Here is a 25,170-nt window from a genome sequence, read left to right on the forward strand (position 1 = left end):
GCCCCCCCCCCGCCCCGGGGCCCCGGGGTCTTGCATGGTGCCCCCCCCCCCCGGGGCGCGGGCCCCCGGGGGGGGGGGGCCGGGGGCCCCCCCCCCCCCCCGCCGGGGGGGGGGGGGCCGCCCGTCGGCCGGTCCCCGGCGGTGTCCCGGGTGGTGCCTCAGATGAACGAGTTGATCTCGATCGTCTCGTCCCGGCCCGGGCCCACGCCGATCGCGGAGATCGGGGCGCCGGACATCTCCTCCAGCGCCTTGACGTAGTTCTGGGCGTTCTTCGGCAGGTCCTCGAAGGTCTTGGCCTTCGTGATGTCCTCGGACCAGCCCGGGAGGGTCTCGTAGATCGGCTTCGCGTGGTGGAAGTCGCTCTGCGAGTACGGGAGTTCCTCGACGCGCTTGCCGTCGATCTCGTACGCCACGCAGACCGGGATCTGCTCCCAGCCGGTGAGGACGTCGAGCTTGGTGAGGAAGAAGTCGGTCAGGCCGTTCACGCGGGTCGCGTAGCGGGCGATGACCGCGTCGAACCAGCCGCAGCGGCGGTCACGGCCGGTGGTGACGCCCCGCTCGCCGCCGATGCGGCGCAGCGCCGCGCCGTCCTCGTCGAACAGCTCCGTCGGGAACGGGCCGGCGCCGACGCGGGTCGTGTACGCCTTGAGGATGCCGATGACCCGGCTGATCTTCGTCGGGCCCACGCCGGCACCGGTGCAGGCGCCGCCCGCGGTCGGGTTCGACGAGGTGACGAAGGGGTACGTGCCGTGGTCGATGTCCAGGAGCGTGCCCTGGCCGCCCTCGAAGAGGACCATCTTGTCGTCCTCCAGGGCCTGGTTGAGCACCAGGACCGTGTCGGCGACGTACGGGCGCAGCTTCTCCGCGTAGCCCAGCAGCTCCTCGACGACCTGCTCGACCGCGATGGCGCGGCGGTTGTACAGCTTGGTCAGCAGCTGGTTCTTGACGTCGAGCGCCGCCTCGACCTTCTGCTCCAGGATCGACTCGTCGTACAGGTCCTGTACGCGGATGCCGACCCGGTTGATCTTGTCGGCGTAGGTCGGGCCGATGCCCCGTCCCGTGGTGCCGATCTTCCGCTTTCCGAGGAAGCGTTCCGTCACCTTGTCGACAGTCACGTTGTAGGGCGTGATGATGTGCGCGTTGCCGCTGATGAGCAGCTTCGACGTGTCGACGCCTCGCTCGTTCAGACCGCTCAGCTCGGAGAGCAGGACCGACGGATCGACGACGACTCCGTTTCCGATGACGGGCGTACATCCGGGCGACAGGATTCCGGAAGGGAGGAGGTGCAATGCGTACTTCTGGTCGCCCACGACGACCGTGTGGCCGGCGTTGTTGCCGCCCTGGTAGCGCACTACATAGTCCACCGAGCCGCCGAGCAGGTCGGTGGCCTTTCCCTTGCCCTCGTCACCCCACTGAGCACCGAGCAGCACAAGTGCGGGCACGCGCGTACACCCCTTCCGGGTGGGGCATGTCCAGGGTCAGGGGCGTACGCGGCGACTCTCACCACCACGTGCACCACGACCGTCGTCGGTCGCGGCACCGCGACCGTCATCGGCCGCCACGCGACCGCCTTCGGTCGCACACCGTCGGACCCGGATGCCCCGGAATAGACGAAGCCCCTGGCGCAATAGCGCAAGGGGCTCTTGCACAAAGATGCTACCCGAGGAAGCGAGGCAGGACCGAGGTGGCGACTTTCGCGACGCCGGAGCAGCTGCTGGTGATCATCGATCCGGTCGCCCGGAGGACGGACGGGGAGTCCGTGCGGATCGCGAAAGACGTGCTCAGCGCGGGTGCGGCGGCGAAAGTGTGCCTCCCGGAGGACGCGGAGGAATTCGCCCGGGTCCTCGCCCGCCGCGGCTCGCGGCGGCCGGTGGTGATCGGCGACGACCGCGCGCTGCTGCGGGCGGTGACCCTGCTGCACCGGCGGCGGGAGCTGGCCGGATGCGTGCTGTCGATGGTGCCCGTGGGCGGCTCCCTGAGCGTCGCGCACTCCCTGGGGGTGCCCCCGGGCACGGTCGCGGCGGCGCGGGCCGTCCTGGACGGCGCCGAGCGGCGTCTGGACCTGCTCGTCGACGACAGCGACGGGGTTGTCCTGGGCGCGCTGCGGATTCCGCCGCTGTCCGACCCGGACGCGCGGCCGGACGCGGACGGCGTACGGCCGTGGCTGCGGACCTGCCGGTCCCTGGTGCGCACGCTGGCGCCGTCCCGGCCGGCCCCGGCCCCGCCGGCGCCCGGCCCCGCCCGGCTGCGGGTCGAGGTCGACGGGGTGACGCTGGTCGACCTGGACCAGCCGGTCGAGGCCGTGTCGGTGACCCCGGACGCCTCCGGCACGGCGGCGGTGGAGGTCCGGCCGGTGTCGGTGGGCGCGGAGGCGTCCCCGCTGGAGGCGCGCGGCCGCACCGTCACGGTGTCCGGTGCCGACTTCCGCTACCGGGCCGACGCGACGGTGGCGGGGCCCGTACGGCGGCGGACGTGGGTGGTCCGCGAGGGCGCGCTGGGGCTGGTGCTGCCGGGGCGGTGAGGAGCCGAGGGGCCGAGCCACGCGCGGTCGGCCCGGCGGTGGGCGTCTAGCCCTTGCCGAAGACCTGCTCGCGGTGGGTGCGCCAGCGCTCCATCATGGCCGCGATCTCGCCCTCGACGAACTCGAAGAAGGCGAGCGTCTCGGCCATCCGGCTGCCCGCGGGGGTGTCGGCGCCGAGGCTGGCGACGCCGTCGCGCAGGGCGGCCTCCCAGCGCTTGAGGACGGTCTCGCGGTTGGTGAGGGCCTCGTACCACTGGTCGCTGTGCACCCGGTAGCGCTCCCGGCGCGAACCGGGCTCACGCTCGCGCGCCACCATGTGCTGATGCGACAGGTACCGGACGGCGCCGGACACCGCCGCGGGGCTGATCCGCAGCTGTTCGCCCAGTTCGGCCGAGGTGAGGGCCCCGGAGTCGGAGGCCAGCAGGGCGGCGAAGACCCGTGCGGCCATGCGCTGCATGCCCGCCTCGACGAGCTGCGCGGCGAAGGACTCGACGAACCTCGACACGGCGTCCGCGTCCCGCCCGCCCCCGGCGCCGGCCCCCGTACCCGCTGCTTCGCTCATGGCCACATCCTAACGACCGTTTTCACACTTCCTTAACTTCACAAATTTCTGAAGCAAGCGTACGTTCTGACGCATGACGAAGGCCATCACGGTGTCCGGACTGCACAAGTCCTTCGGCCGAACCCACGCGCTCGACGGCCTCGACCTGGAGGTCGCCACGGGCGAGGTGCACGGCTTCCTCGGCCCCAACGGTTCCGGCAAGTCCACCACCATCCGCGTCCTGCTCGGCCTGCTGCGCGCCGACTCGGGCACCGCGCGGATCCTCGGCCGCGACCCCTGGCGGGACGCGGTGGAGGTGCACCGCCGCATCGCGTACGTCCCCGGCGACGTGACCCTGTGGCGGAACCTGTCCGGCGGCGAGGTCATCGACCTCCTCGGCCGGCTGCGCGGCGGCCTGGACGCGCGGCGCCGCGCGGAACTGGTCGAACGCTTCGAGCTGGACCCCACCAAGAAGGGCCGCACCTACTCCAAGGGCAACCGGCAGAAGGTCGCCCTGGTCGCCGCATTCGCCTCGGACGTGGACCTGATCGTCCTGGACGAGCCGACCTCGGGCCTCGACCCGCTGATGGAGGAGGTCTTCCAGCGGTGCGTGGCCGAGGAGCGCCGGCGGGGCCGTACGGTCCTGCTGTCCTCGCACCTGCTCAGCGAGGTCGAGGAACTCTGCGACCGGGTCAGCATCATCCGTCAGGGCCGCACGGTCGAGACCGGCTCGCTGGCCGACCTGCGCCACCTCACCCGCACCAGCGTCACCGCCGAACTCGCCGGCGAGCCCGACGGGCTGGCACGGCTGCCCGGCGTCCACGACCTGGACGTACAGGGCCGCCGGGTGCGGCTCCAGGTCGACGCCGACGGGCTGGACGCCGTCCTGCGGTCGCTGAGCGCGACGGGCGTGCGGTCGCTGACGTCGACACCGCCGACGCTGGAGGAACTGTTCCTGCGCCACTACCAGACCGGCACCGCCGGCACCACCGGGGCGGTGGACCGGTGAGCGCCCTCGCGCCCCAGCTCTCGGGCACCGCGACGCTGCTGCGGTTCGCGCTGCGCCGCGACCGGGTGACGATCCCCCTCTGGGTGGGCGTCAACGCCCTGATGGTCCTCTCCCTGCCGAACACCCTGGAGAGCCTGTACGGCACCGCCGCCGAACGCGCCTCCCTCAAGGACCAGATGGCGGCCAACTCCTCGCTGCGCGCCCTCGTCGGCCCGGTCTTCGACGACTCCCTGGGCGCCCTCACCGCCTGGCGGATCGGCGTCTACGCCGGTGCCCTCGCCGCCGTCACCAGCCTCCTGGTCGTCGTGCGGCACACCCGTGACGAGGAGGAGAGCGGCCGCCAGGAGCTGCTCGCCTCCGGGGCGGTGGGGCGGCGTGCCGCGCTGACGTCGGCGCTGCTGGCGGCGGGGGTCGCCGACGCGGTCCTGGCCCTGCTGGTGACCGTCGGACTGGCGGGGCACGGGGCGGCCGGGGCACTGGCCCTCGGGCTGGGGCTCGCGGCCACGGGAATGCTCTTCGCGACCACGGCGGCGATCGCCGCGCAGCTCACCGAGAGCGCGCGGCTGGCCCGGGGGCTGGCCTCGGGGGTGCTGGGCGCCGCGTTCGTGCTGCGCGCGGCGGGCGACTCGGCGACGGACGACGGCTCCTCCGTGCTGACCTGGCTCTCCCCGCTCGGCTGGCTGGAGAACCTGCGGCCCTTCGCGGACGAACGCTGGTGGGTGCTGGCGCTGTTCGCGGCGGCGATCGCCGCGCAGGGCGCGACGGCGTACGTGCTGGCGGGCCGCCGGGACCTCGGGATGAGCTTCCTGCCGACCCGGCCGGGACGGGCCGCGGGCCGGCTGCGCACGGCGGGGGGACTGGCCTGGCGGCTGCAACGCGGCAGCGTCCTCGGCTGGAGCATCGGCTTCCTCCTCGCCGGCGTCGTCTACGGCGCGATGGCGGAGGGCGCGGCCGACCTGGTCGGCGACAACGAGCGGGCCCGCGAGATCTTCGAGCGGATGGGCGGGCAGTCGGCGCTCACGGACGCCTTCCTCGCCGCGATGACCGGCATGCTGGGCCTGGTCGCGGCCCTGTACGTCGTCGCCTCGGTCCTGCGGCTGCACGGCGAGGAGACCTCCGGCCGGGCCGAACCGGTCCTCGCGAACGCGGTCGGCCGGCTGCGCTGGGCCGCCGGCCACCTGGCGATCGCCTTCGGCGGCGCCGCCCTGATCATGCTGCTGGCGGGCCTCGGCCTCGCCGCGGGCCACGGCCGGGAGGCGGGCCCGATCCTGGCCGGCTGCCTGGTCCAGCTCCCCGCGGTGTGGACGGTCGGCGGCCTCGCCGTCCTCCTGTACGGCCTCGCCCCGCGGCTGGCCCCGGTCGCGTGGGGGGTGGCCGGCGCGGTGCTGGTCATCGGCTGGATCGGCCCCGCGCTGGACGTTCCGCGGGCGGTGCTGGACCTCTCCCCCTTCGGCCACCTGCCCAAGCTGCCGGGTGGCGGCATGGAGTGGGGCCCGGTACTGACGCTCACCGCGCTGGCGGCGGCCCTGGTCGCGGCCGGCGTCGCGGGACTGCGCCGACGGGACATGACCACGTGAGGTGAGGGGACGGCCCGGACACGGGGCGGGCTTCCGGCCGGAGGCCCGACCCGGAGCCGGACAGTTCAGGCGATCTCCACGTCGAGTCCCCGCAGGCCCCTGATCACGAAGTTCGGTGTGCGGACGGGTTCCGCCGCGAGGCGCAGCGTGGGGGCCTTCTCCAGGAGGGCCCGCATCGAGGCGGCCAGCTCCATGCGGGCGAGGGGGGCGCCGATGCAGTAGTGGATGCCCGCGCTGAAGGAGATGTGCGGGTTCTCCGCGCGGGTGAGGTCCAGGCGGCCCGGGTCGGTGAAGACCGCGGGGTCGTGGTTGGCGGAGCCGAACAGCATCGCGATCTCCGCACCCCGCGGGATCACCGTGCCGTCGATCTCGATCTCGTCGAGGACCCAGCGCTCGAAGAGCTGGAGCGGGGTGTCGTAGCGCATCAGCTCCTCCACGGCGGAGGGGACCAGCGCGTGGTCGGCGCGCAGGGCCGCCAGCTGGCCGGGGTTGCGGAACAGCGCCCACCAGCCGTTGACCGTGGCGTTCACCGTCGCCTCGTGGCCCGCGTTCAGCAGGAGCACGGCCGTCGAGATCATCTCCTGCTCGGTGAGCCGGTCGCCCTCGTCGTGGGCGGCGACCATCCCGGAGACCAGGTCGTCGCCGGGCTCCTCGCGGCGGGCCGCGATCAGCTCCCGCAGGTACGCGGAGAACTCCACCGACGCCCGCACCGCCCGGCGGGCCGTCTCCTCGGACGGGTTCAGCTCGTACATCCCGCAGATGTCCGCCGACCACGGCCTGAGCGGGGCCCGCTCCGACGCCGGGATCCCCAGCATCTCGGCGATCACCGCCACCGGCAGCGGTTCGGCGACGTCCCTCAGCAGGTCGCCGCCGCCGGCCGCCACCAGCCCGTCGACCAGTTCACCGGCCAGCCGCTCCACGTACGGCTCGAGCCGCTCGACCGTGCGCGGTGTGAACGCCTTCGACACCAGCCGCCGGATCCGGGTGTGGTCCGGCGGCTCCAGGTCGAGCATCCCGTGGTCGTTGAGCGTGTGGAACGGCTCGTGCTCCGCCGGGGGCGCCGTCCGCCCGAAGTCCTCGTGCGTGAAACGGTGCCGGTAGGTCCGCCCGAGCCGCCGGTCGCGCAGCAGCGCCGAGACGTCCGCGTGGTGCGGCACCAGCCACTGGTCGGTGCGCTCGTACCGGATCACCCGGCCCCGCTCCCGCAGTTCGGCGTACGCCGGGTACGGGTCGGCCGTGAACGCCGGGTCCCAGGGATCGAAGCGAAGGTCGTCGGCTGCTGTCATGACCGGACGCTAGCCCGTGGGCCCCGCCGCTGACCAGGGGCGCCTCACCCCGGTCTGACCAGCCGCGCCTCGTAGGCGAACACCGCCGCCTGGGTGCGGTCCCGCAGGCCCAGCTTCACCAGGATCCTGCTGACGTGCGTCTTGATCGTGGACTCCGCCACCACCAACCGCTCGGCCATCTCCGCGTTGGACAGGCCCTGCGCGATGAGGACCAGGACCTCCGTCTCGCGCTCGGTCAGGTCGCCGTAGGACGCCTGGGCGGCGCGGGGCAGCCGGGGGCCGTCGGAGAGCCGGGAGAACTCGGTGATCAGACGCCGGGTGACGGACGGGGCGAGGAGCGCCTCCCCGGCGGCCACGACCCGCACCCCGTCGGCGAGCTGGCGGGCCGAGGCGTCCTTCAGCAGGAAGCCGGAGGCTCCGGCGCGCAACGCCTGGTAGACGTACTCGTCGAGGTCGAAGGTGGTGAGGACCAGCACCTTCGCCGTGCCGTCGGCGGCCACGATCTCCCGCGTCGCCTCGATGCCGTTCAGCTCGGGCATCCGGATGTCCATCAGGACGACGTCGGGCGCCAGTTCACGCACCCGGTCCACCGCCTCGCGGCCGTTGACCGCCTCGCCGACGACCTCGATGTCCGGCATCGCGTTCAGCAGGACGGAGAAGCCCTCGCGGACCATCATCTGGTCGTCCGCGACCAGTACCCGGATGGTCATGCCGCACCGTCGACCGTCGCGGCCGGCGGCACCGGAAGGAACACGGTCACCTCGTAGCCGCCGTCCCCCGTCGGGCCCGCCGTCATCTCGCCGTCCAGCATGGTCACCCGCTCCCGCATGCCCGTGATGCCGTGTCCGGCCCCCGGCGAGGGCTTCACCAGGGCGAGGTCGGCCGGCGGGCCGTTGACGACGCGCAGGCCCAGCCCGCCGAGCACGTAGCCGATCTCCACGCGGGCGCTCGCGCCGGGCGCGTGCCGCAGGGTGTTGCTCAGGGCCTCCTGCACGATCCGGTACGCCGACAGCTCCACGCCCTGCGGCAGTTCGCGCACCGCGCCGGTCACCGCCTTCTCGACCGGCAGGCCGGCCTCGCGCACGTTGGCCAGCAGCCCGTCCAGCTCGGCGAGCGTGGGCTGCGGGGCGTCCGGGGCCTCGTAGTCCTCGGCGCGGACCACGCCCAGGACCCGGCGCAGCTCGGTCAGGGCCGCGACCGCGTTCTCCCGGATCGTCGCGAACGCCTTCTCCAGCTCGGGCGGCGGGTTCTCCACCCGGTAGGGGGCGGCCTCCGCCTGGATGGCGACGACCGACATGTGGTGGGCGACCACGTCGTGCAGCTCGCGGGCGATGGTGGTGCGCTCCTCCAGCAGCGTGCGCCGCGAACGCTCGTGCGCGGTCACCGTCTGCTGGGCCGTGACCTCCTCCTCGGCCTGCCGGCGGATGTGCCAGACGGTGACGGCGAGCAGGACGAGCGCCGAGAGGACCAGCATCGGTCCGACGTTGGTGGAGTAGTGGCTCCCCCCGAACAGCGCCTGGGCGCCGAGGCCGTAGGCGAAGGTCAGCAGCCACATCCAGGCCGTCGCGCGCGGCCGGGTGCGTATCGCCACGACCGTCAGCACGACGAGGTGGGAGACGAAGGTGCCCGGCAGCCACGGCCAGTCGCTCCACGCCGAGCCGAAGGCGGCGACGAGTGTGGTCGACCCCAGCGACAGCCAGAACGCCCCCACCGGGCGGACCAGGGTCAGCAGCACCGGGGCCAGCGCCAGCAGCCCGCACATCATGCCCACCGGGCCGCCGTCCTCGGCCAGGGAGGCCAGGAAGGCGAACGCGCCGGCCGCCCCGACCAGCGCGTGCCGGGACCAGGTGGCGTACACCCGCCTGCGGCCGGTCAGCCGGCGGGTGAGGGGGCCGCCCGGCACGCGGCGGGGCAGCGGACGGTAGGCGAAGGCATCCTCGAACAGGTCCTCCCGCAGCCCCCGCAGCGCGCCCAGGGCGGCCCGGACCTCCGGGCTGCGCGGCCGGTACGCCGCGTACGGGTCGTCAGGCGGCGTGGTCTGCGTCTGGATCGTCTCGGTCATCTCGGTCACGGTCAGAACCGTAGGCGGAGACGGGGTGAGCGGTCGTCACCAGTGAGAAGGGTTCCGGCGGATCCCTCTCAAGTACTACGAGCCGGAGAGCGGGTGCCGGGCGGTGCCGTCGGACGCGTCGTGACGGCGTCCGCGTGCGCGGTCGAGCAGGGCGAAGACGGTCAGGGCGACCGTCGCCCCGGCACGGGGGACGGGCCCCGGCACGGGGGACGGGCCCCGGCACGGGGGACGGACCCCTCACCACGCCAGCTGCGCGATCTCCTCCGCCACCACCGCGCACGCGTCCGCCGCCGGGTCGATCAGCGGGAAGTGGCCGACGTCCTCCAGCAGCGTCAGGCCCACCACCTCGCCCGCCTTCGCCGCCGCGTCCGCGTACGACTCGGCGACGGCCTCCGGGACGATCAGGTCGGTACGGCCCTGGACCAGGGTCGTCGCGATGCCGGTCGGCAGCAGCAGCGCGGGGTCGGCGTACGGCCGCCGCTCGCCGGCGTGCGCCTCGCCGCCGAGGAGTTGCCGCACCGCACCGCCGCACACGTCGAGCTTCTCCGCGACCCCGAAGTCGGCGATCGGGGCGAGGGCGACCACGCCGCGCAGCGGGGGCGGCCCGTCGACGCGCCAGGGCGCGCCGGCCGGCAGGAGGTGCCGGGCCGCGGCCCACAGCGCGAGGTGGCCGCCCGCGGAGTGGCCGGTGAGCACCGTGCGGCGGACGTCCGCCTGCGGCAGGGCCTCCCGGACGAGGGCGGGCAGCGCGTCCAGCGCGGCGGCGACGTCGTCGAAGGTCTCGGGCCAGCGGCCCGCCGCCGTCGCCCCGCCAGGTCCCGCGGCGGCCCCGCCCCCGGAGGCGGCCGCGCCCCGCCGGTACTCCACGTTGGCCACGGCGAAGCCCCGCCGTGCCAGGAAGTGCGCGAACGGCGTGAGGTGCCGGCGGTCGTACGGCGCCCGCCACGCCCCTCCGTGCAGGACGACCACCACCGGCGCGGGGCCGGCCGCGCCGCGCGGCGCGTAGAAGTCGATCAGCTGGTCGGGATGGTCGCCGTAGGCGGCGGTGGCGTCGGGCTCGACCGCCGGGTGCGAGAAGGCCGACTCCTCCTCGGCGGCGGCCCGGGCTGCGACGGCGTCGTCCGGCATGCTCCAACCTCTCAGCGGCAGAACGGAATTGGGCGGAACGGTTCTGGCGGCCCCGGTGGGGATCCGGCCGTTGGCGGGGACGGTATCAGGCCCGTGACGTGCGCGGACACGCGGTTGTCACGCTCGGTGAGGGGTAAACGGTCCTGCCGTCTCGTTACGCTGGTGTCCTGGGGCGGGAGGCCGCCCGTACGCGCACCGAGGAGGCCGTCATGTCCGCCGAGCCCGGCACCGTGCGTCCCGGAGGGCGTACCGCACGTGTGCGGGCCGCCGTGCTGCGGGCGGCCGGGGACGTCCTGGCCGAGGAGGGCTTCGACCGGCTCGACCTCGCGGACGTCGCGCGGCGGGCGGAGGTCGGCAGGACGACCGTGTACCGGCGGTGGGGGTCCGTGACGGGACTGGTCGCCGATCTCCTCGCCGAGATGGCGGAGACGTCGTCGCCCCGCGCGGAGACCGGGGCGGTCATGACCGACCTGCTGGCCAACGCGGCCCTCGTGCGGCGGACGCTGGCCGACGTCCGGCAGGGGGCGCTGTTCCGGGCGGTGATCGCGGCGGCGGCCTGTGACGCGCGCACGGCACAGGCGTTGCGGCGGTTCTACGCGGTGCGGGTGGCCGAGTGGGCGCCGTGCGTGGAACAGGGAGTGGAGCGGGGCGAGTTGCCCGCGGGGACCGACGCGGGGGCGGTGGTGCGGGCGGTCTCGGCGCCGCTGTACTACGAGTGGCTGACCGCGGGGGTGGTGCCGGACGCCCCCGCCGCGGAGCGGGCCGCGCGGGCCGCGCACGCCGCCGCCGCGGCAGGGGTGTACGTCCGTACCGGATGACCGGGCCGGCGTGAGGGACGAGGCCACGAGGCCGGGAGACCCGGGGTGGGGGCCTAGCTCCCCGAGGCCTCGCCCAGCACCTCCCCCAGCACCGCCGCCGCCCGCTCCACGTCCCCGAACCCCACGTACAGCGGGGTGAAACCGAAGCGCAGCACGTCCGGCCGGCGGAAGTCGCCGACCACTCCGCGTGCGATCAGACGGCGCATCACGTCGTCCGCCCCGTCGCAGCGCAGGGCGATCTGGCTGCCCCGCTGCTCGTGCGGGCGGGGCGTGAGGCACTCCACCGCGCCGTCGGGGACGTACGCCTCGACGCACTCCAGGAAGAAGTCCGTCAGGGCGAGGGACTTGGCGCGGACCGCGTCGACGGACACGCCCTCCCAGACCTCCAGCGCCGCCTCCAGCGCGAGCATCGACAGGATGTCCGGGGTGCCGACGCGCCCGCGCGGGGCGCCCGGGGCGGGCTCGTAGGCGGGCCGCATGCCGAACGGTTCGGCGTGCGAGTTCCAGCCCGGCAGCGGGGAGTCGAAGCGGTCCTGGTGCGCGCGCCGCACGTACAGGTACGCCGGTGAACCCGGGCCGCCGTTCAGGTACTTGTAGGTGCAGCCGACCGCGAGGTCCACGCCGTGCTCGTCGAGGCCGACCGGCAGCGCGCCCGCGCTGTGGCACAGGTCCCAGACGGCGAGCGCGCCCGCCGCGTGCACGGCGGCGGTGAGGGCGGGCAGGTCGTGCAGCCGGCCGGTGCGGTAGTCGACGTGGTTGAGCAGCACCGCGGCCGTACGGTCCGACAGGGCCGCCGGCACCTGCGCCGGGTCCACCGGCCGCAGCGTGCGGCCGGTCAGCCGGGCCGCCGACTCCGCGAGGTAGCCGTCGGTGGGGAAGGTGGTCGCGTCGACGAGGATCTCGTCCCGCTCCTCCCCCGCCAGCCGCACCGCGCCCACCAGCGCCTTGAACACGTTGACGCTGGTGGAGTCGCCCACGACGATCTGCCCGGCGGCCGCGCCGACCAGCGGGGCGACGCGGTCGCCGATCCGCTCGGGCGCGGTCCACCAGCCGCTCTCGTCCCAGGAGCGGATGCGCAGTTCGCCCCACTGGCGGCGCACGACGTCGTCCAGCCGCCCGGGGACGGCCACGGGCAGCGCGCCCAGCGAGTTGCCGTCGAGGTAGACGACCTCGTCGAGGACGAACTCCTTGCGCTTGTGGGCCAGTCCGTCGGCGGAGTCCAGCCCGCGGGCCCTGGAGGAGAGGTCAGACATGGGAGCGCGCCGTCCACAGCTCGGGGAACACGTTCTTCTGCGCGCGCTTCTCCAGCCAGGCCACGCCGGCCGAACCGCCGGTGCCCGTCTTGGCGCCCATCGCGCGCCGGGTGGCGACGAGGTGGTCGTTGCGCCAGCGCCACACCAGCTCGGCGACGTCGGTCAACGCCTCGCCCAGGCGCGCGAGTTCGTCGGACTCGTCGCCCGCGTAGAGGGCGGTCCACACCGCCTCCACCTCCGGCGACGGCTCGTAGCGCCGGGAGACGTCCCGCGTGAGCACGGCCTCCGGGACCGCGTGCCCGCGCCGGGCGAGCAGCCGCAGCACCTCGTCGTAGAGGCTCGGCTCGTGCAGCGCCTTCTCCAGCTCGGCGTGGACGCGCGGGGCCCCGCGGTGCGGGACGAGCATCGACGCGGACTTGTCGCCGAGCAGGAACTCCATGCGGCGGTACATCGCGGACTGGAAGCCGGAGCCCTCGCCCAGCGCGCCGCGGTACGAGTTGAACTGGGCCGGCGTGAGCTGTCCGAGCGGCTTCCAGGAGGCGTTCAGCGCCTCCAGCTCGCGCACGGAGCGCTTCAGCGCGGCGACGGCCGTCGGCACGTCGTCCCGGCGCAGGGCCCCGGCCGCGGTCTCCCACTCGTGGACGATCACCGTGAACCACAGCTCCATCACCTGGGTCGTGACCAGGAAGACCATCTCTCCGGGGTCGTCGGAGAGGGTGTGCTGGAGATGGGTGAGCACGTCGGCCTTGACGTAGTCCTCGTACGGCGTCGTGCCGGCGAAGTCGAGATGCGGGGTCTCGGGCTCGTGAGCCTCGTGGGACATCGCTGTCTCCTGATATGTACTCCGGGTAGCGGTCCGCCCCTGCCGTTACCGACACGGGGGCCCCGGTCCCCAGGGGGCATCTTCCGCAATCGTCACCCGAAAGTGCAAGACCCGCCCGATCACACAGGGCGCACCCGCACCCCGGGGGAGCCGGCCGGGAACCGGACCAAGGCCGGCCCAGAACCCGGCCGGGACCGGCCGGGAACCGGCCCAGGACCGGCCCGGGCCCAGGACCGGCCCGGGCCCAGGACCGGCCCGGGCCCAGGTTCGGCCTCGGCCTCGGGCCCGGACTAGCCCAGCGTCTGGGCCGCCGTCGGCGAGGAGTCCTTCAGGAACTGCGTGCAGCGCTCGTACTCCTCCTGCTCGCCGATCGACCCGGCGGCGCGGGCGAGGGCGTGCAGGGCGCGCAGGAAGCCGCGGTTGGGCTCGTGCTCCCAGGGCACCGGTCCGTGGCCCTTCCAGCCGCTGCGGCGCAGGCTGTCCAGGCCGCGGTGGTAGCCGGTGCGGGCGTAGGCGTACGACTCCACCACGCTGCCGCGCTCGAACGCGTCGTCGGCGAGCCGGGCCCAGGCCAGCGAGGACGTGGGGTACTTCGCGGCGACGTCGGCGGGGGCCGTGCCGGCCGCGAGCAGCTCGCGGGGCGCGGGGTCGTCGGGCAGGTGGGTCGGGGGCGGTCCCCCGAGCAGGTTCTCGTGAATGGACATGGGTCCAGTCTGGGGGACCCGCCGGGGTGCGTGCCGACGGGGTCGCGGTCCCGCCCTCCGCCCCTCTTCCTCTCAGCTCTCCGGGTCCGCGGGCCCCGCCGGCGGCCGCGCCGCCGTCCGCTGCCCCTCCAGCGGGGGTGCCAGTACGGCCCCGTGGGTCCTGCACTCGGGGCGGCGGCAGTCCGGCGGCGGGCGGCGCACGGTCGTGAAGGCGATCAGCGAGGCGACGGCCAGTGCCCCCGCGCACCACAGCATGGCCTGCCCGAACGCGTCGTCGAAGGCGTCGGCCGAGCGGTACGCCTCCGCGCCCATCCCGGTCAGCAGGGGCAGCGCGGCCACCGCGAAGAGACCCGCCGCGCGGGCCGCCGCGTTGTTGACGCCGCTGGCCAGGCCCGCGCGGGAGACGTCGACCGAGGCCAGGACGGTCGCGGTCAGGGGGGCGACCAGGGTGACCAGGCCGAGGCCGAGGACCAGGACGGCGGGCAGGACGTCGGCGGGGTAGGAGGCCCCGGGGCCGACCCGGAGCATCAGCAGCATCCCGGCCGCGGCCAGCAGCGGGCCGGCGGTGAGCGGGAGGCGCGGGCCGATCCGCTCGGCCAGCTGACCGGAGCGGGCGGAGAGCAGCAGCATGAGGACGGTCGTCGGCAGCAGGGCCGTACCCGCGCCGAGGGCGGAGTAGCCGGCCACGACCTGGAGCTGGACGGCGGACAGGAAGAAGAAGCCGCCGAGGGCCGCGTACACGCACAGGGTGACCAGGTTGACGGCCGTGAACTGGCGGGAGGCGAAGATGCCGGGCGGCAGCATCGGGTCGGGGCGGTGCCGTTCGACGTGCACGAAGGCCACCGCGGCGGCCAGGCCGGCCACCGCCGCCACCGCCACGGCCGCGGACCCCTCGCCCGCCTCGATCAGCGCGTACGTCACGAGCGCGAGGGCGACCGCGCCCAGGACGGCGCCGAGGACGTCGAAGCGGCCGTGCGCCGTCCCGTCGCCCGACTCGGGGACGTGCCGCAGGGCGACCGGCACGCACAGCGCGGCGAGCGGCACGTTGAGCAGGAACACCCAGCGCCAGCCGGGGCCGTCCACCAGCCAGCCGCCCAGGAAGGGCCCCACGGCCGCTCCGATGCCCCCGAAGCCGGACCACAGGCCCACGGCCCGGCCGCGGTCGTCGCGGTGGAAGGAGGCCTGGATGAGGGCGAGGGAGCCGGGGGTGAGGAGGGCGCCGCCGACGCCCTGGAGGGCGCGGGCGGCGATCAGCACGCCGGCGTTCGGGGCGAGCCCGCACAGCAGGGAGGCGACGGCGAACCAGACCACGCCGACCACGAAGACCTTGCGCCGGCCGTACCGGTCGCCGAGGGAGCCGCCCAGCAGGATCAGCCCGGCCAGCGTCACCAGGTAGGCGTTGGAGGTCCACTGGAGGGCGGCGAGGTCGGCGTCGAGGTCGCGGCCGATGCGGGGCAGGGCGATGTTGACGACGGTCGAGTCCAGCATCGCCATGCCGGAGCCGAGGACCGTGGTGAACAGGATCCACTTGCCCCGGGACGAGGCCAGCCGGACGTCGGGCATGGTCCCAGGTATACCGCGAGCCCGGCGCCGAGGCACCGGGCTCGCGGGGTACGGCGCCGCAGACCGGGAAGGACCCGGCCGGCGGGCCGTTACTTGATCCTCGTGCCCGCCGAGCGCAGGTTCTGCGTGGCCTCGACGACGCGCGCGGCCATGCCGGCCTCGGCCAGCTTGCCCCAGGTCCGCGGGTCGTAGGTCTTCTTCGAGCCGACCTCGCCGTCGACCTTGAGGACGCCGTCGTAGTTGCGGAACATGTGGTCGACGACGGGACGCGTGAAGGCGTACTGCGTGTCCGTGTCGAGGTTCATCTTGACGACGCCGTTCTCCAGCGCGGTCGCGATCTCCTCCGCGGAGGAGCCGGAGCCGCCGTGGAAGACGAAGTCGAACGGCTTGCTGCCGGCCGGCTGGCCGTACTTGGCGGCGACGCCGTCGTTGAGCTCCTTCAGCAGGTCGGGGCGGAGCACGACGTTGCCCGGCTTGTACACGCCGTGCACGTTGCCGAAGGAGGCGGCGAGCAGGTAGCGGCCCTTCTCGCCCAGGCCGAGGGCCTCGGCGGTGCGCAGCGCGTCGTCGACCGTGGTGTAGAGGGAGTCGTTGATCTCGTGCGAGACGCCGTCCTCCTCGCCGCCGGTCGGGGTGATCTCGACCTCGAGGACGATCCGCGCGGCGCGGGCCTTCGCGAGCAGCTCCTGCGCGATGGAGAGGTTGTCGGCGAGGGTCTCCGCGGAGCCGTCCCACATGTGGGACTGGAACAGCGGGCCGAGGCCGGCCTCGACGCGCTTGCGGGAGATCTCCAGCAGCGGACGCACGTACCCGTCGAGCTTGTCCTTCGGGCAGTGGTCGGTGTGCAGGGCGACCGTGACCGGGTACTTCTCGGCGACGATGTGCGCGAACTCCGCGAGCGCGACGGCGCCGGTCACCATGTCCTTGCTGTACTGGCCGCCCAGGAACTCGGCGCCGCCGGTGGAGATCTGGATGATGCCGTCGCTCTCCGCCTCGGCGAAGCCGCGCAGAGCCGCGTGCAGGGTCTGGGTCGAGGTGACGTTGATGGCCGGGTAGGCGAACTTGCCTGCCTTCGCCCGGTCGAGCATCTCGTTGTAGACCTCGGGGGTTGCGATGGGCATTCGTCCGCTCCTTGGGTGTGCGGGTTGGCGTTCTGAGTCTTACGGCCCTGACCTAGACCTTGGGGTTCGACGTCGTCGTCGCGCCCATCTTTCCAGACCTGCGCGGCCGGTCCGTGCGCCGGTCAAGTCCAGGTCATACCGGCTCGTCAGTCCAGACCCAGTTCATCCTTCGAGAAGGCGAACAGGTACGGCACGCCCGCGCCCGCCTCGATCTTCTCCGCGGCGCCGGTCGCCCGGTCCACGATGGTCGCCACGGCCACCACCTCGGCGCCCGCCTCCCGCACGGCCTCCACGGCGGTCAGCGGGGACCCGCCGGTGGTGGAGGTGTCCTCGACGACCAGGACCCGGCGGCCCTTGATGTCGGGGCCCTCGACGCGCCGCTGCATCCCGTGCGCCTTGGCCGCCTTGCGCACGACGAAGGCGTCCAGCCTGCGGCCCCGCGCGGCGGCGGCGTGCAGCATCGCGCCGGCGACGGGGTCGGCGCCCATGGTCAGCCCGCCCACCGCGTCGAAGTCCAGCTCGGCGGTCAGGTCGAGCAGCACCTGCCCGACGAGCGGGGCGGCCTCGCCGTCGAGGGTGACGCGGCGCAGGTCGACGTAGTAGTCGGCCTCCAGACCCGAGGAGAGGGTCACCTTGCCGTGCACCACGGCCTTGTCCTTGATCTGCTGCAGCAGCGCGCCGCGTACGTCGTCCGTCATGCCCCTCAGCTTAGAGGCGGGTCCAGGACCAGGTGGTCGTGGCCTCCAGCGGCTCCAGGGGCGTGACCAGGCGCGGGAGGGTGTTCAGGCCGTCGGGCGGGCCGGTCTGCGGTTCCACGCACACGGCGGCCTCCTGCTCGTCGTAGACGACGACCCACTTCTCGGGGCTCGTCACCTCCAGCCGGAGCCGGCCCGGCCAGGTGAGGGACACGGAGACGCCGTCGGGCATGCCGAAGCAGTCGTCCCAGGGGCCGGGTCTCGGCTCGATCCGGTTGCCGGTCGGCAGGTGGTCCGCGCCGCGCTCCTCCTGCCAGGCGGCGTCGAAGGCGACCTGCACGGCCGCGCCGGCCGCGCCGGTCTCGGTGGTCTCGGTGGTCCGGCCGGTTCCAGCGGGCTGGCCGGCCTGGCCGGTTCCGCTGGTCCCGCCGCCGAGGTTCCGGTTGAACCAGGGGTGCCAGCCGATCTGCGCCGGGAACGACGAGCCGTGCGTCTCCACCGCCATGGACAGCGTCAGCGCGTCCTCGGTCAGCGCGATGATCTGCGTGACCCGGCCGGGCCAGGGCCAGGGGTCGACCAGGTCGTACGTCAGGACCGCCTCGTCCGCCGACCTGCGGGCCACCTTCCAGGCGCCGTCGCGGACGGTGCCGTGGATGGCGTGCGGAGGGGCGTTGAGCGGCATCTGCCGCACGTCCGCGCCGTCCCGGAAGCGGCCGTCCCTGATCCGCCCGCACCAGGGGACCATCGGGAAGCAGCCGAAGCGGTCGCCCTGCCGCAGCAGCTCCGCTCCGCCGACGCGCAGTCCTCCGACCCGCCCGCCGTTGCCGGGCCGGACGGTCACCTCCGCGTCTCCCGCGGTCAGCGTGAAGTCTTCGTCACTCACGGGACGACCCTATCGAGGTGATCAAGGGGGCGTCGGGTGTCACCGTGGCGTTCAGGTCACCGGCGTTCGGGTCACCGGCGTCGCCGCAGCGCGCGGCCGACCACGATCGCCGACGCCACCGCCAGCGCGGCCGCGGGGCCCGCCCAGCGCAGGACGCCGTCCCGGGCGACCGTCTGCGGCGCCGGGACCGGGGCGTACCGGCCGCGCGGCGGGGCGTGGTCCACCTCCTCCGCGCTGCGCCCGATCATCGTGCGGCGCGCGTGCGCGGCCTCGGCCGGGGGGACGCCGGGGTCAGGGAACCCGGCGACGGCGCCGACCGCGTCCGCCGGATCCGCGTCGAGCACGTCCTCGACGTCGTCGAGGTCCTCCACGTCGTCGAGGTCGTCGGTGTCTTCGAGGCCGTCGGTGTCTTCGACATCGTCGTCCAGGTCGTCCGCGTCGAGCGACCCGTTCACGGAGTCCAGAACGCCGGGTCCCGGCGGGGGGACCTCGGGCTCGCTTCCGGTCTCGGTGACGGCCTCGGTCTCGGCGACGGCCTCCGCCTCGGTGACGGTGGCCGTGGCGGGAGGTTCCCCGGCTTCTGCCTGTGCCTCCGCTTCCGTTTTCGCTTCCGCCCCGAGGTTCTCCGCCCACCGGTCCAGCAGGCGTACGGCCGCCGAGTGCACGGCGTCCGCCGGGAGTTCCGCGATCCGGCCGTCCGCCGTCGCCGTACCCGCGAAGCGGAGCGTGGTGGCCCCGTCGGTGTCCCGCAGGCCCAGGGTGAGCGCGAGTCCGACCGTTCCGGAGCCGCGGGCCTCGGTGGCGTCGCCCTCGACGGCGTACCCGCCGTCCTCGCGGGCGGTGACGCGCAGGGCGCCGCGGTAGGTGACGGTGTGGCCGCCGACGCGCAGCTTCAGCCGGCCGGCGACGGGCTCGGTGCCCGCGTCCTGCTGGAAGCCGGGGAGGGCCCGGGCCACCCGCGCGGGGTCGGCGAGGGCCGCCCGCAGTCGCTCTGCCGGAACCGGAACGAACACCTCATGCTCCATAAGGCCGGAGCCTACCCAGCGGGTCCGGGAATGCACCCGCCGAAACCTGGATCGGCACCACCCGCGCACCGGCCGGGCGTACCCTGCGCGCGCCCTGCGACGCGGGCGTACCCTGCGCGCGCCCGGCGACGCGGGCGGCCCGGCGGGCCCGTCGTGGCGCGGGCGGACCGGGGCCGAGGTCCCTGCCACAGCGCGGGCGGACCGGCGGGCCCCTTCAGCGGCGCGGGCGGACCGGGGGTGGAGGCCCCTCCGACAGCACGGGCGGACCGGGGCGGGTTTCTCCCACAGCACGAGCGCGCCGGGGCCGAGGCCCCTTCAGTGGCGCGGGTGGACCAGGGTGGAGGCCCGCAGGCCGGCCGGGCCCGCCCGCAGTGGCTGTTCGCCGGGGCCGAGCCGCAGGCCGGGGCGGGTCCCGACCGCGGCCAGGACGAAGCCCTCGCCGCCCCCGGCCCGGTAGGGGGCGGTGCGCAGACCCGCCGCGCGCATCGTCGTCTCGACCGTCCAGAAGGTGTACGGCCGGACGCCCACCGGGCCGGCGTGGACCGCGAGCCGGCCGCCGGGGCGCAGGGCGCGGCGGGCGAGGCCGTAGAACTCCTGGGAGTACAGCTTCGTGCCGGCGGTCATGCCGGGGTCGGGCAGGTCGGCGACCACCACGTCGTACGTCCCCGGCGGGGTCCCGCGCAGCTGGCGGAAGGCGTCGCCGGTGGTGACGCGGACGCGCGGGTCGTCGAGGGCGTGGCCGTTGAGGCGGGAGAGCCCGGGGTCGGCGCGGGCCAGCCGGATCAGGGCGGGGTCGAGGTCGACGACGTCGACGCGGCGGGTGCCGGGGCGGGCGAGGAGTTCGCGGACGGCCAGTCCGTCGCCGCCGCCGAGGACGAGCACGCGCGCGTGCGGGCCGGCCGTCGCGGGGCGGACCAGGGCCCGGTGGCGGCGGAGCCAGTCGTGGCCGCCGCCGCGGAACCGGCCGTCCAGGTAGAGGGCGAGGGGGCGGCCACCGGTGCCGCCGGTGAGGACGATCTCCTGGACGCCGGTGTGGAGGGCGACCCGGACGTCGTCGCCGTAGACCGCGTGGCGAGCCGCCTGTTCGAAGTCGTCGACGAGGACGGCGGCGCAGGTGAGGACGGCGAGGACGGTGACGACGGCGGCGAGGAGGAGCCGGCGGGCGCGGCGGGTCAGGTCGCGGCGGAACAGGCCGAGGACGAGGGCGCCCCCGGCGATCACGTTGACCGCGCCGGTCAGCAGGGAGCTGGTCAGCTGGCCCAGGAAGGGCAGCAGCAGGAAGGGGAAGGCCAGGCCGCCGACCAGCGCGCCCACGTAGTCCGCAGCGAACAGGTCGGCGACCGCGCCGCCCGCGTCCTGGCGGCGGACGCGCTGGATCAGTTCCATCAGCAGCGGCACCTCGGCGCCGATGAGCAGGCCGATGACGAGGCAGAAGACGACGAGCAGGACGCGCGGGCCGGCCCCCCACAGGCCGCCCCAGCCGCCCGTCCAGGCGAACACGGCGTACAGGGCCATGGCGCTGCAGCCGCCGACCAGGGCGAGGGCCACCTCGACGGCGGCGAACCCGGCGGCGGCGAGGCGGCGCAGCCGTTTGGCCGCGAGGGACCCGATGCCCATCGCGAACACCACGACGGACAGCACGACGGAGGCCTGGGTGACCGAGTCGCCCATCAAGTACGAGGCGAGGGCGACCAGTTCGAGTTCGTAGACCAGACCGCAGGCCGCGCAGACGAACACGCACGCGAGCACCAGGAACCGCCCGGTGCCCGGCCGGACGGGCAGCCGCGTGGGCCCGCACCAGTTCGGAGCGCCCGGGGGGACGCCGGCCGGAACACCGTGCGGTGCGACGGGCGGGACACCGGACGCCGCACCGGGCGTCACCGCGCCGGGCGTCGCGCCGTCGGGCGTCGCGCCGCCGGGCGTCGCGCCGCCGGATGTCGCGCCGGGCGGGGCCGGTGCGTGCGGTTCGATCACGACTGCGACGTTACGTGACGATTACGGCACCTTTTGTCACCCACACGTGTGGGATTCGCGGTCGATCGGGTGCCGCGGGTTTGAGGCGGTCACGGGCGCCGGCACTCTCGCGCTCACCCGCGTCCTCGTCGCCACCAGGTGCCCGTCCTGCGGGTAGGCGTGCCAGGTCCGCCAGTGCACCTGGCCCTCGTGGCGCTGCGCGAGCAGGGCCGTGAAGGCGTGCGGGCTGCCCGGGAAGACGCCCGCGAGGCCGTGCGGGTGGTCGGAGACCAGGGCCAGCAGTTCCTGGGCCCGGCTCGCGAACCGGTCCGGCGTGAGCGCCTCGACGCGGGCCGCGAACTCGTACTCCCAGTCGCCCACCCGTTTGGCGACGCCGAGCGGGAGGGGGGTGCTGCTGCCGGGGATGCACGCGACCGTCTCGGAACAGGAGCCCCGCTCCCCCTCCAGCAGTACCTGGTGCGAGGCGCCGAGGAGCCTCAACTCGATTATGGCTCCCGACAGTTCGAGATCGAGCGTGGCCAGGGCGGGCAGCGGCTCGCGCCCCAGGGCCCAGGCCAGGTCGGCCGCGCACGTGTCGGTGTAGGAGGTGTTCAGGGTCGTGAGCATGACTCGGCTCCGCTAGGACGCACAGAAGAGGAAAGGTCCGGCACACCCCCGGTGGCTCCGGGGGGAAGTCGGCCCCGGCCGGCCCGGCGTGGGGAGGACGTCCGCGCGGGACGTCCGAGGGGTCCGAGGGGCTGCGTTGGTGATTTAGAGGGAATCATGAACTGTGGTGACGCCACAGCGTTTTTACCCAACTTCGCGGGGTTTCCATCCCTCAGAGGGCTCCACAGCTCAACTGTTCAACCCCGGCGCGCGCCGGGCGGCCCGGAAGCGGCCCGGAAGCGGTCCCGCCCGGTCCCGCCCGCCGGACGCGGGACGACCGCGGGCGCCCTCGGTCAGGGGGCGGCCCCGCGGCCCGGATGCGGCTTCCCCGGGGAAGCTCAGCTGCCCCGTGTCAGCTGCCTCCGCCGCATCCGCCGCCTCCGCCCCCGCAGGACGAGCCGCCCCCGCAGGACGACGAGGATCCGCCGCCGCAGGAGTGACCGCCGCCCGAGTGGGAGCCGCCGGAGTCGCTGCCCGAGTCACTGGAGGAACCGCACGCCACGGCGGCCCCGCCGCCGGCGGCCCACCAGCTGCCGCCGCTGTCCCCACTGCTGCCGCCACCGCCTCCCCCGCGCGAGCGGGTGCCGGGCCGGGACGGTCCCCGGTGTCCGGCGGTGCTCCTGCGGACGGCCGTGACGATGACGACCACCAGCAGGACGACGACTGCGAGTACCGCCAGGATGATGCCGACTGCCATGGCTCCACCCTCCTTCCGAATCCCCCGAAGCGGCCCCCCGTGGGCGCCTCGCGCAACCGGTACGACCGGTGCGTGCACGGGGGATGCCCGGCCGCCGCGGCCGCCAAAGCGCACTTGAGGAACTCCAGAGCTTGGGCGCAGGATGACCGGCATGACCGCCACCGCACGCCCCTTCCTCAACCGCCGTCTCGCCGAGTTCGGGACGACGGTCTTCGCCGAGATGTCCGCGCTGGCCCTGCGGACGGGGTCGCTCAACCTCGGCCAGGGCTTCCCGGACACGGACGGACCGGAGGAGATCCGCGAGGCGGCCGTGCGGGCGCTGCGGGACGGGCGCGGCAACCAGTACCCGCCGGGCCCCGGCGTCCCCGAGCTGCGCGCGGCGGTCGCCGGGCACCAGCACCGCCGCTACGGCCTGACGTTCGACCCCGACACCGAGGTCCTGGTCACCGCGGGCGCCACCGAGGCGATCGCCGCCGCCCTGCTGGCCCTGCTGGAGCCGGGCGACGAGGTCGTCGCCCTGGAGCCGTACTACGACTCCTACGCGGCCTGCATCGCCATGGCGGGCGCCACGCGGGTGCCGGTGACGCTGCGGGCCGACCCCGGCCAGGCCCGTTTCCGCCTCGACCTCGACGAGCTGCGCGACGCGGTGACGGACCGCACGCGCCTCCTGCTGATCAACACCCCGCACAACCCGACCGGCACGGTCCTCACCCGCGAGGAGCTGACCGCGATCGCCGAACTGGCGGTGGAACGGGACCTGCTGGTCGTCACCGACGAGGTGTACGAGCACCTGATCTTCGACGGTGCCGAACACGTCCCCCTGGCCACCCTGCCGGGCATGCGGGACCGGACGGTGACGATCGGAAGCGCCGGCAAGACCTTCTCGTTCACGGGCTGGAAGGTCGGCTGGGTGACGGCCTCGGCCCCGCTGGTGTCGGCCGTGCGCTCGGCGAAGCAGTACCTGACGTACGTCGCCTCCGGCCCGTTCCAGTACGCCGTCGCCGAAGCGCTCGCGCTGCCGGACAGCTACTTCGAGGCGTTCCGCGCCGACATGCTGACCAAGAGGGACCTACTGGCGACGGGGCTCGCGGACGCCGGGTTCGAGGTGTTCCGGACGGCCGGCACGTACTTCATCACCACCGACATCCGGCCCCTCGGCGAGAGCGACGGCATCGCCTTCTGTCGCTCCCTCCCCGAACGCGCGGGCGTCGTCGCCATCCCCAACGCGGTCTTCTACGACCACAAGGACGCGGGCGCGCCGTACATCCGTTTCGCGTTCTGCAAACGCGTCGAGGTACTGGCGGACGCGGCGGAACGGCTCCGCAAGGCGTTCGCGCACTGACCCATGTCAGGAGCGCTCAGGTGTCGTAGACGGTGGAGCGATGCCCGACGTGCACGACCCACACCACCAGCTCGCCGTTGTCGATTGTGTAGATCACGCGGTAGTCGCCCACCCGTAGGCGCCGCCGGTCGGGCTGGGAGACGAGGGCCGTGGTGTTGAACCCCATCGGGTCGTTCTCCAGCTCAGCCAGCTTGGCCAGAATACGGAGGGCCATGTCTCGCGGCACCTTGCGGAGTTCGGCCTGAGCCTCGGCTCGGAAGACGGTGCGATACTCACTCACTGCGCGCCAGCGTCTCCCTCATGATGTCCTCGATAGGGATGCCGGGTGCCGGGTTGGTCATGCGCTCGTCGATGATCCGGTTGATCTCGCGCTCTTCCCACTCCTGGTACTTGCGCAGCACTTCGATGGACACCACGGCAGCGACCTGCTTGCCGCGCCGGGTGATGACGGTAGGTACGTCGTCCCGGTCGGCCCGCTCCACGACCTCGGCCAGGTGTGCCCGGACATCGCGGATCGACTCTATGGGCATGGGCTGCGTCATGCACCCAAGGGTACCGAGTGTCTCATGTGTACACAACAGCCCACTGTCTCTCGAGCATGCAGCTCCGTGGACCCTCACGCGAATACGTGCGCGAACGAGGCGTCGCCTGGGCGACGGCCCCGCCCCCGCCGGTCTCGGCCGTGCGCTCGGCCAAGCAGTTCCTGACGTACGTCGCGTCCGGCCCGTTCCAGTACGCCGTCGCCGAGGCCCTGACCCTCCCCGACACCCACTTCGACGCCTTCGGCGCGGAACTTCCGCGCCGAAGGCGCACCCGATCGCAGCCGTTGTTCCGGCGCTTGCCCACACCACAAGGGCCCACGTACAATTTCTTGTACGTTGAAGGAGGTTCGATCGTGAAGACCATGTCGTATTCCGAGTCGCGCGCGCGGTACGCCGAGGTGCTCAACTCCGTCACCGACGACCGCGAAGAGGTCGTCATCACCCGGGCCGGGCGTGAGCCGGTCGTCATCGTCTCCCTTGAGGACTACGAGTCCCTGAAGGAGACGGCGTACCTGCTGCGGAACCCGGCAAACGCCCGGCGCCTGCTCGCGTCCATCGACGAACTGGAAAACGGCGGCGGCACCGTGCGCGAGCTGGCGACCGGAGAATAAAGGCCGGGAATGAAGATCACCTTCTCCTCCCGCGCCTGGGAGGACTACCTGTGGTGGCAGCTCCAGGACCGGAAGACCCTCAAGCGCATCAATACGCTCATCGCGGACATCGCCCGGAACGGCAACGAGGGGATCGGCAAACCGGAGCCGCTCAAGCACGGATTCCAGGGGTACTGGTCGCGCCGCATCAACGACGAGCACCGACTGGTCTACAAGGCCACCGAGGACAGTGTCCTGATCGCGCAGTGCCGCTACCACTACGAGAACTGACAGGACTCGACCTGATCGAGCACAGCGCCTGCCGACCCCTGTGTCACGCAGCGCTCACGCAGGCCGACAAC

General features: G+C 73.9%; 26 protein-coding genes and 1 pseudogene. 8 read left to right on the top strand and 19 right to left on the bottom strand.

The features are described 5' to 3' along the window. Positions 1 to 158: 158 nt before the first annotated feature. Positions 159 to 1,442, bottom strand: coding sequence for an adenylosuccinate synthase (locus ACF09K_RS09010; protein ID WP_392241827.1), 1,284 nt, complete (start codon positions 1,440 to 1,442; stop codon positions 159 to 161). Between the two features lie 242 nt (positions 1,443 to 1,684). Between ACF09K_RS09010 and ACF09K_RS09015 the strand changes: the two genes are divergently transcribed. Continuing rightward, positions 1,685 to 2,521, top strand: a complete 837-nt coding sequence (locus ACF09K_RS09015; RefSeq protein WP_392241829.1) for a diacylglycerol kinase — start codon at positions 1,685 to 1,687, stop codon at positions 2,519 to 2,521. Between the two features lie 46 nt (positions 2,522 to 2,567). On the opposite strand, the gene ACF09K_RS09020 is transcribed toward ACF09K_RS09015, so the two are convergent. Continuing rightward, positions 2,568 to 3,083 (bottom strand): GbsR/MarR family transcriptional regulator, encoded by a 516-nt coding sequence (locus tag ACF09K_RS09020; protein ID WP_392241830.1) that lies wholly within the window; start codon positions 3,081 to 3,083, stop codon positions 2,568 to 2,570. A gap of 73 nt (positions 3,084 to 3,156) precedes the next feature. Between ACF09K_RS09020 and ACF09K_RS09025 the strand changes: the two genes are divergently transcribed. Both ACF09K_RS09025 and ACF09K_RS09030 read left to right on the top strand, forming a co-directional pair. Next, positions 3,157 to 4,071 carry an ATP-binding cassette domain-containing protein gene (locus tag ACF09K_RS09025; RefSeq protein ID WP_392241831.1) on the top strand — a complete coding sequence of 305 codons (915 nt, stop codon included), beginning with the start codon at positions 3,157 to 3,159 and terminating at the stop codon, positions 4,069 to 4,071. Next, on the top strand, positions 4,068 to 5,648 hold the full coding sequence (locus ACF09K_RS09030; RefSeq protein WP_392241832.1) for an ABC transporter permease: 1,581 nt from the start codon (positions 4,068 to 4,070) through the stop codon (positions 5,646 to 5,648). The genes ACF09K_RS09025 and ACF09K_RS09030 overlap by 4 nt, the downstream gene beginning before the upstream one ends. 65 nt (positions 5,649 to 5,713) lie before the next feature. Here ACF09K_RS09030 and ACF09K_RS09035 read toward each other — a convergent pair whose 3' ends face one another. The 4 genes from ACF09K_RS09035 to ACF09K_RS09050 form a co-directional block, all read right to left on the bottom strand. After that, positions 5,714 to 6,934: a cytochrome P450 gene (locus ACF09K_RS09035; RefSeq protein ID WP_392241834.1), complete on the bottom strand. Its 1,221-nt coding sequence runs from the start codon at positions 6,932 to 6,934 to the stop codon at positions 5,714 to 5,716. A gap of 44 nt (positions 6,935 to 6,978) precedes the next feature. Continuing rightward, positions 6,979 to 7,644 carry a response regulator gene (locus ACF09K_RS09040; RefSeq protein ID WP_392241835.1) on the bottom strand — a complete coding sequence of 222 codons (666 nt, stop codon included), beginning with the start codon at positions 7,642 to 7,644 and terminating at the stop codon, positions 6,979 to 6,981. Then, positions 7,641 to 8,996 carry a sensor histidine kinase gene (locus ACF09K_RS09045; protein ID WP_392242421.1) on the bottom strand — a complete coding sequence of 452 codons (1,356 nt, stop codon included), beginning with the start codon at positions 8,994 to 8,996 and terminating at the stop codon, positions 7,641 to 7,643. Before ACF09K_RS09045 ends, ACF09K_RS09040 begins: the two co-directional genes overlap by 4 nt. Before the next feature lie 246 nt (positions 8,997 to 9,242). After that, a complete protein-coding gene (locus tag ACF09K_RS09050) occupies positions 9,243 to 10,133 on the bottom strand; it encodes an alpha/beta hydrolase (RefSeq protein WP_392241837.1) in 891 nt (296 codons plus the stop codon). A gap of 209 nt (positions 10,134 to 10,342) precedes the next feature. On the opposite strand from ACF09K_RS09050, the gene ACF09K_RS09055 reads away from it, so the two are divergent. After that, complete coding sequence (locus ACF09K_RS09055; RefSeq protein WP_392241839.1) at positions 10,343 to 10,951, top strand: TetR/AcrR family transcriptional regulator; 609 nt, start codon at positions 10,343 to 10,345, stop codon at positions 10,949 to 10,951. Positions 10,952 to 11,004: 53 nt separating this feature from the next. Here ACF09K_RS09055 and kynU read toward each other — a convergent pair whose 3' ends face one another. The 11 genes from kynU to ACF09K_RS09110 form a co-directional block, all read right to left on the bottom strand. Continuing rightward, positions 11,005 to 12,204, bottom strand: coding sequence for a kynureninase (gene kynU / locus ACF09K_RS09060; RefSeq protein ID WP_392241840.1), 1,200 nt, complete (start codon positions 12,202 to 12,204; stop codon positions 11,005 to 11,007). Then, positions 12,197 to 13,027, bottom strand: a complete 831-nt coding sequence (locus tag ACF09K_RS09065) for a tryptophan 2,3-dioxygenase family protein (protein ID WP_392241842.1) — start codon at positions 13,025 to 13,027, stop codon at positions 12,197 to 12,199. Before ACF09K_RS09065 ends, kynU begins: the two co-directional genes overlap by 8 nt. A 290-nt stretch (positions 13,028 to 13,317) precedes the next feature. Further along, positions 13,318 to 13,731, bottom strand: a complete 414-nt coding sequence (locus tag ACF09K_RS09070) for a DUF3151 domain-containing protein (RefSeq protein WP_366059049.1) — start codon at positions 13,729 to 13,731, stop codon at positions 13,318 to 13,320. A 72-nt stretch (positions 13,732 to 13,803) separates the two neighbouring features. Continuing rightward, positions 13,804 to 15,294 carry an MFS transporter gene (locus ACF09K_RS09075; RefSeq protein WP_392241844.1) on the bottom strand — a complete coding sequence of 497 codons (1,491 nt, stop codon included), beginning with the start codon at positions 15,292 to 15,294 and terminating at the stop codon, positions 13,804 to 13,806. Between the two features lie 89 nt (positions 15,295 to 15,383). Beyond that, positions 15,384 to 16,415, bottom strand: coding sequence for a class II fructose-bisphosphate aldolase (fbaA, locus tag ACF09K_RS09080; RefSeq protein WP_392241845.1), 1,032 nt, complete (start codon positions 16,413 to 16,415; stop codon positions 15,384 to 15,386). Between the two features lie 146 nt (positions 16,416 to 16,561). Then, positions 16,562 to 17,113, bottom strand: coding sequence for an orotate phosphoribosyltransferase (gene pyrE, locus ACF09K_RS09085; protein ID WP_392241846.1), 552 nt, complete (start codon positions 17,111 to 17,113; stop codon positions 16,562 to 16,564). Positions 17,114 to 17,123: 10 nt separating this feature from the next. After that, positions 17,124 to 17,993, bottom strand: coding sequence for an aldose 1-epimerase (locus ACF09K_RS09090; protein ID WP_392241847.1), 870 nt, complete (start codon positions 17,991 to 17,993; stop codon positions 17,124 to 17,126). A gap of 71 nt (positions 17,994 to 18,064) precedes the next feature. Further along, positions 18,065 to 19,018: an SRPBCC domain-containing protein gene (locus tag ACF09K_RS09095; RefSeq protein ID WP_392241848.1), complete on the bottom strand. Its 954-nt coding sequence runs from the start codon at positions 19,016 to 19,018 to the stop codon at positions 18,065 to 18,067. Between the two features lie 315 nt (positions 19,019 to 19,333). Continuing rightward, complete coding sequence (locus ACF09K_RS09100; RefSeq protein ID WP_392241849.1) at positions 19,334 to 20,992, bottom strand: polyamine aminopropyltransferase; 1,659 nt, start codon at positions 20,990 to 20,992, stop codon at positions 19,334 to 19,336. A gap of 36 nt (positions 20,993 to 21,028) precedes the next feature. Continuing rightward, entirely contained in the window at positions 21,029 to 21,598 is a 570-nt protein-coding gene (locus ACF09K_RS09105; RefSeq protein ID WP_392241850.1) for a DUF2617 family protein, read from the bottom strand. Positions 21,599 to 21,989: 391 nt separating this feature from the next. After that, the gene (locus tag ACF09K_RS09110; protein WP_392241851.1) at positions 21,990 to 22,334 is read right to left on the bottom strand and encodes a hypothetical protein; all 345 of its coding nucleotides are present in this window, start codon (positions 22,332 to 22,334) and stop codon (positions 21,990 to 21,992) included. A gap of 142 nt (positions 22,335 to 22,476) precedes the next feature. On the opposite strand from ACF09K_RS09110, the gene ACF09K_RS09115 reads away from it, so the two are divergent. After that, positions 22,477 to 23,676 carry a pyridoxal phosphate-dependent aminotransferase gene (locus tag ACF09K_RS09115; RefSeq protein ID WP_392241852.1) on the top strand — a complete coding sequence of 400 codons (1,200 nt, stop codon included), beginning with the start codon at positions 22,477 to 22,479 and terminating at the stop codon, positions 23,674 to 23,676. Positions 23,677 to 23,692: 16 nt separating this feature from the next. Here the strand turns inward: ACF09K_RS09115 and ACF09K_RS09120 are convergent, their stop codons facing one another. Beyond that, positions 23,693 to 23,956 carry a type II toxin-antitoxin system RelE/ParE family toxin gene (locus ACF09K_RS09120; RefSeq protein WP_363087484.1) on the bottom strand — a complete coding sequence of 88 codons (264 nt, stop codon included), beginning with the start codon at positions 23,954 to 23,956 and terminating at the stop codon, positions 23,693 to 23,695. After that, positions 23,949 to 24,218 (bottom strand): type II toxin-antitoxin system Phd/YefM family antitoxin, encoded by a 270-nt coding sequence (locus tag ACF09K_RS09125; RefSeq protein WP_005483715.1) that lies wholly within the window; start codon positions 24,216 to 24,218, stop codon positions 23,949 to 23,951. Before ACF09K_RS09125 ends, ACF09K_RS09120 begins: the two co-directional genes overlap by 8 nt. Positions 24,219 to 24,319: 101 nt before the next feature. Here ACF09K_RS09125 and ACF09K_RS09130 point away from each other — a divergent pair. The 3 genes and pseudogenes from ACF09K_RS09130 to ACF09K_RS09140 all read left to right on the top strand — a co-directional run. Continuing rightward, a pseudogene (locus tag ACF09K_RS09130) lies at positions 24,320 to 24,484 on the top strand (aminotransferase); the annotation flags it as partial. An 87-nt stretch (positions 24,485 to 24,571) separates the two neighbouring features. After that, entirely contained in the window at positions 24,572 to 24,829 is a 258-nt protein-coding gene (locus ACF09K_RS09135) for a type II toxin-antitoxin system Phd/YefM family antitoxin (protein ID WP_392242423.1), read from the top strand. Positions 24,830 to 24,838: 9 nt separating this feature from the next. After that, on the top strand, positions 24,839 to 25,099 hold the full coding sequence (locus ACF09K_RS09140) for a Txe/YoeB family addiction module toxin (RefSeq protein WP_392241854.1): 261 nt from the start codon (positions 24,839 to 24,841) through the stop codon (positions 25,097 to 25,099). Positions 25,100 to 25,170: the final 71 nt, after the last annotated feature.

The organism is Streptomyces sp. NPDC014882 (assembly GCF_043081325.1).
In the GTDB taxonomy this organism is placed as follows: domain Bacteria; phylum Actinomycetota; class Actinomycetes; order Streptomycetales; family Streptomycetaceae; genus Streptomyces.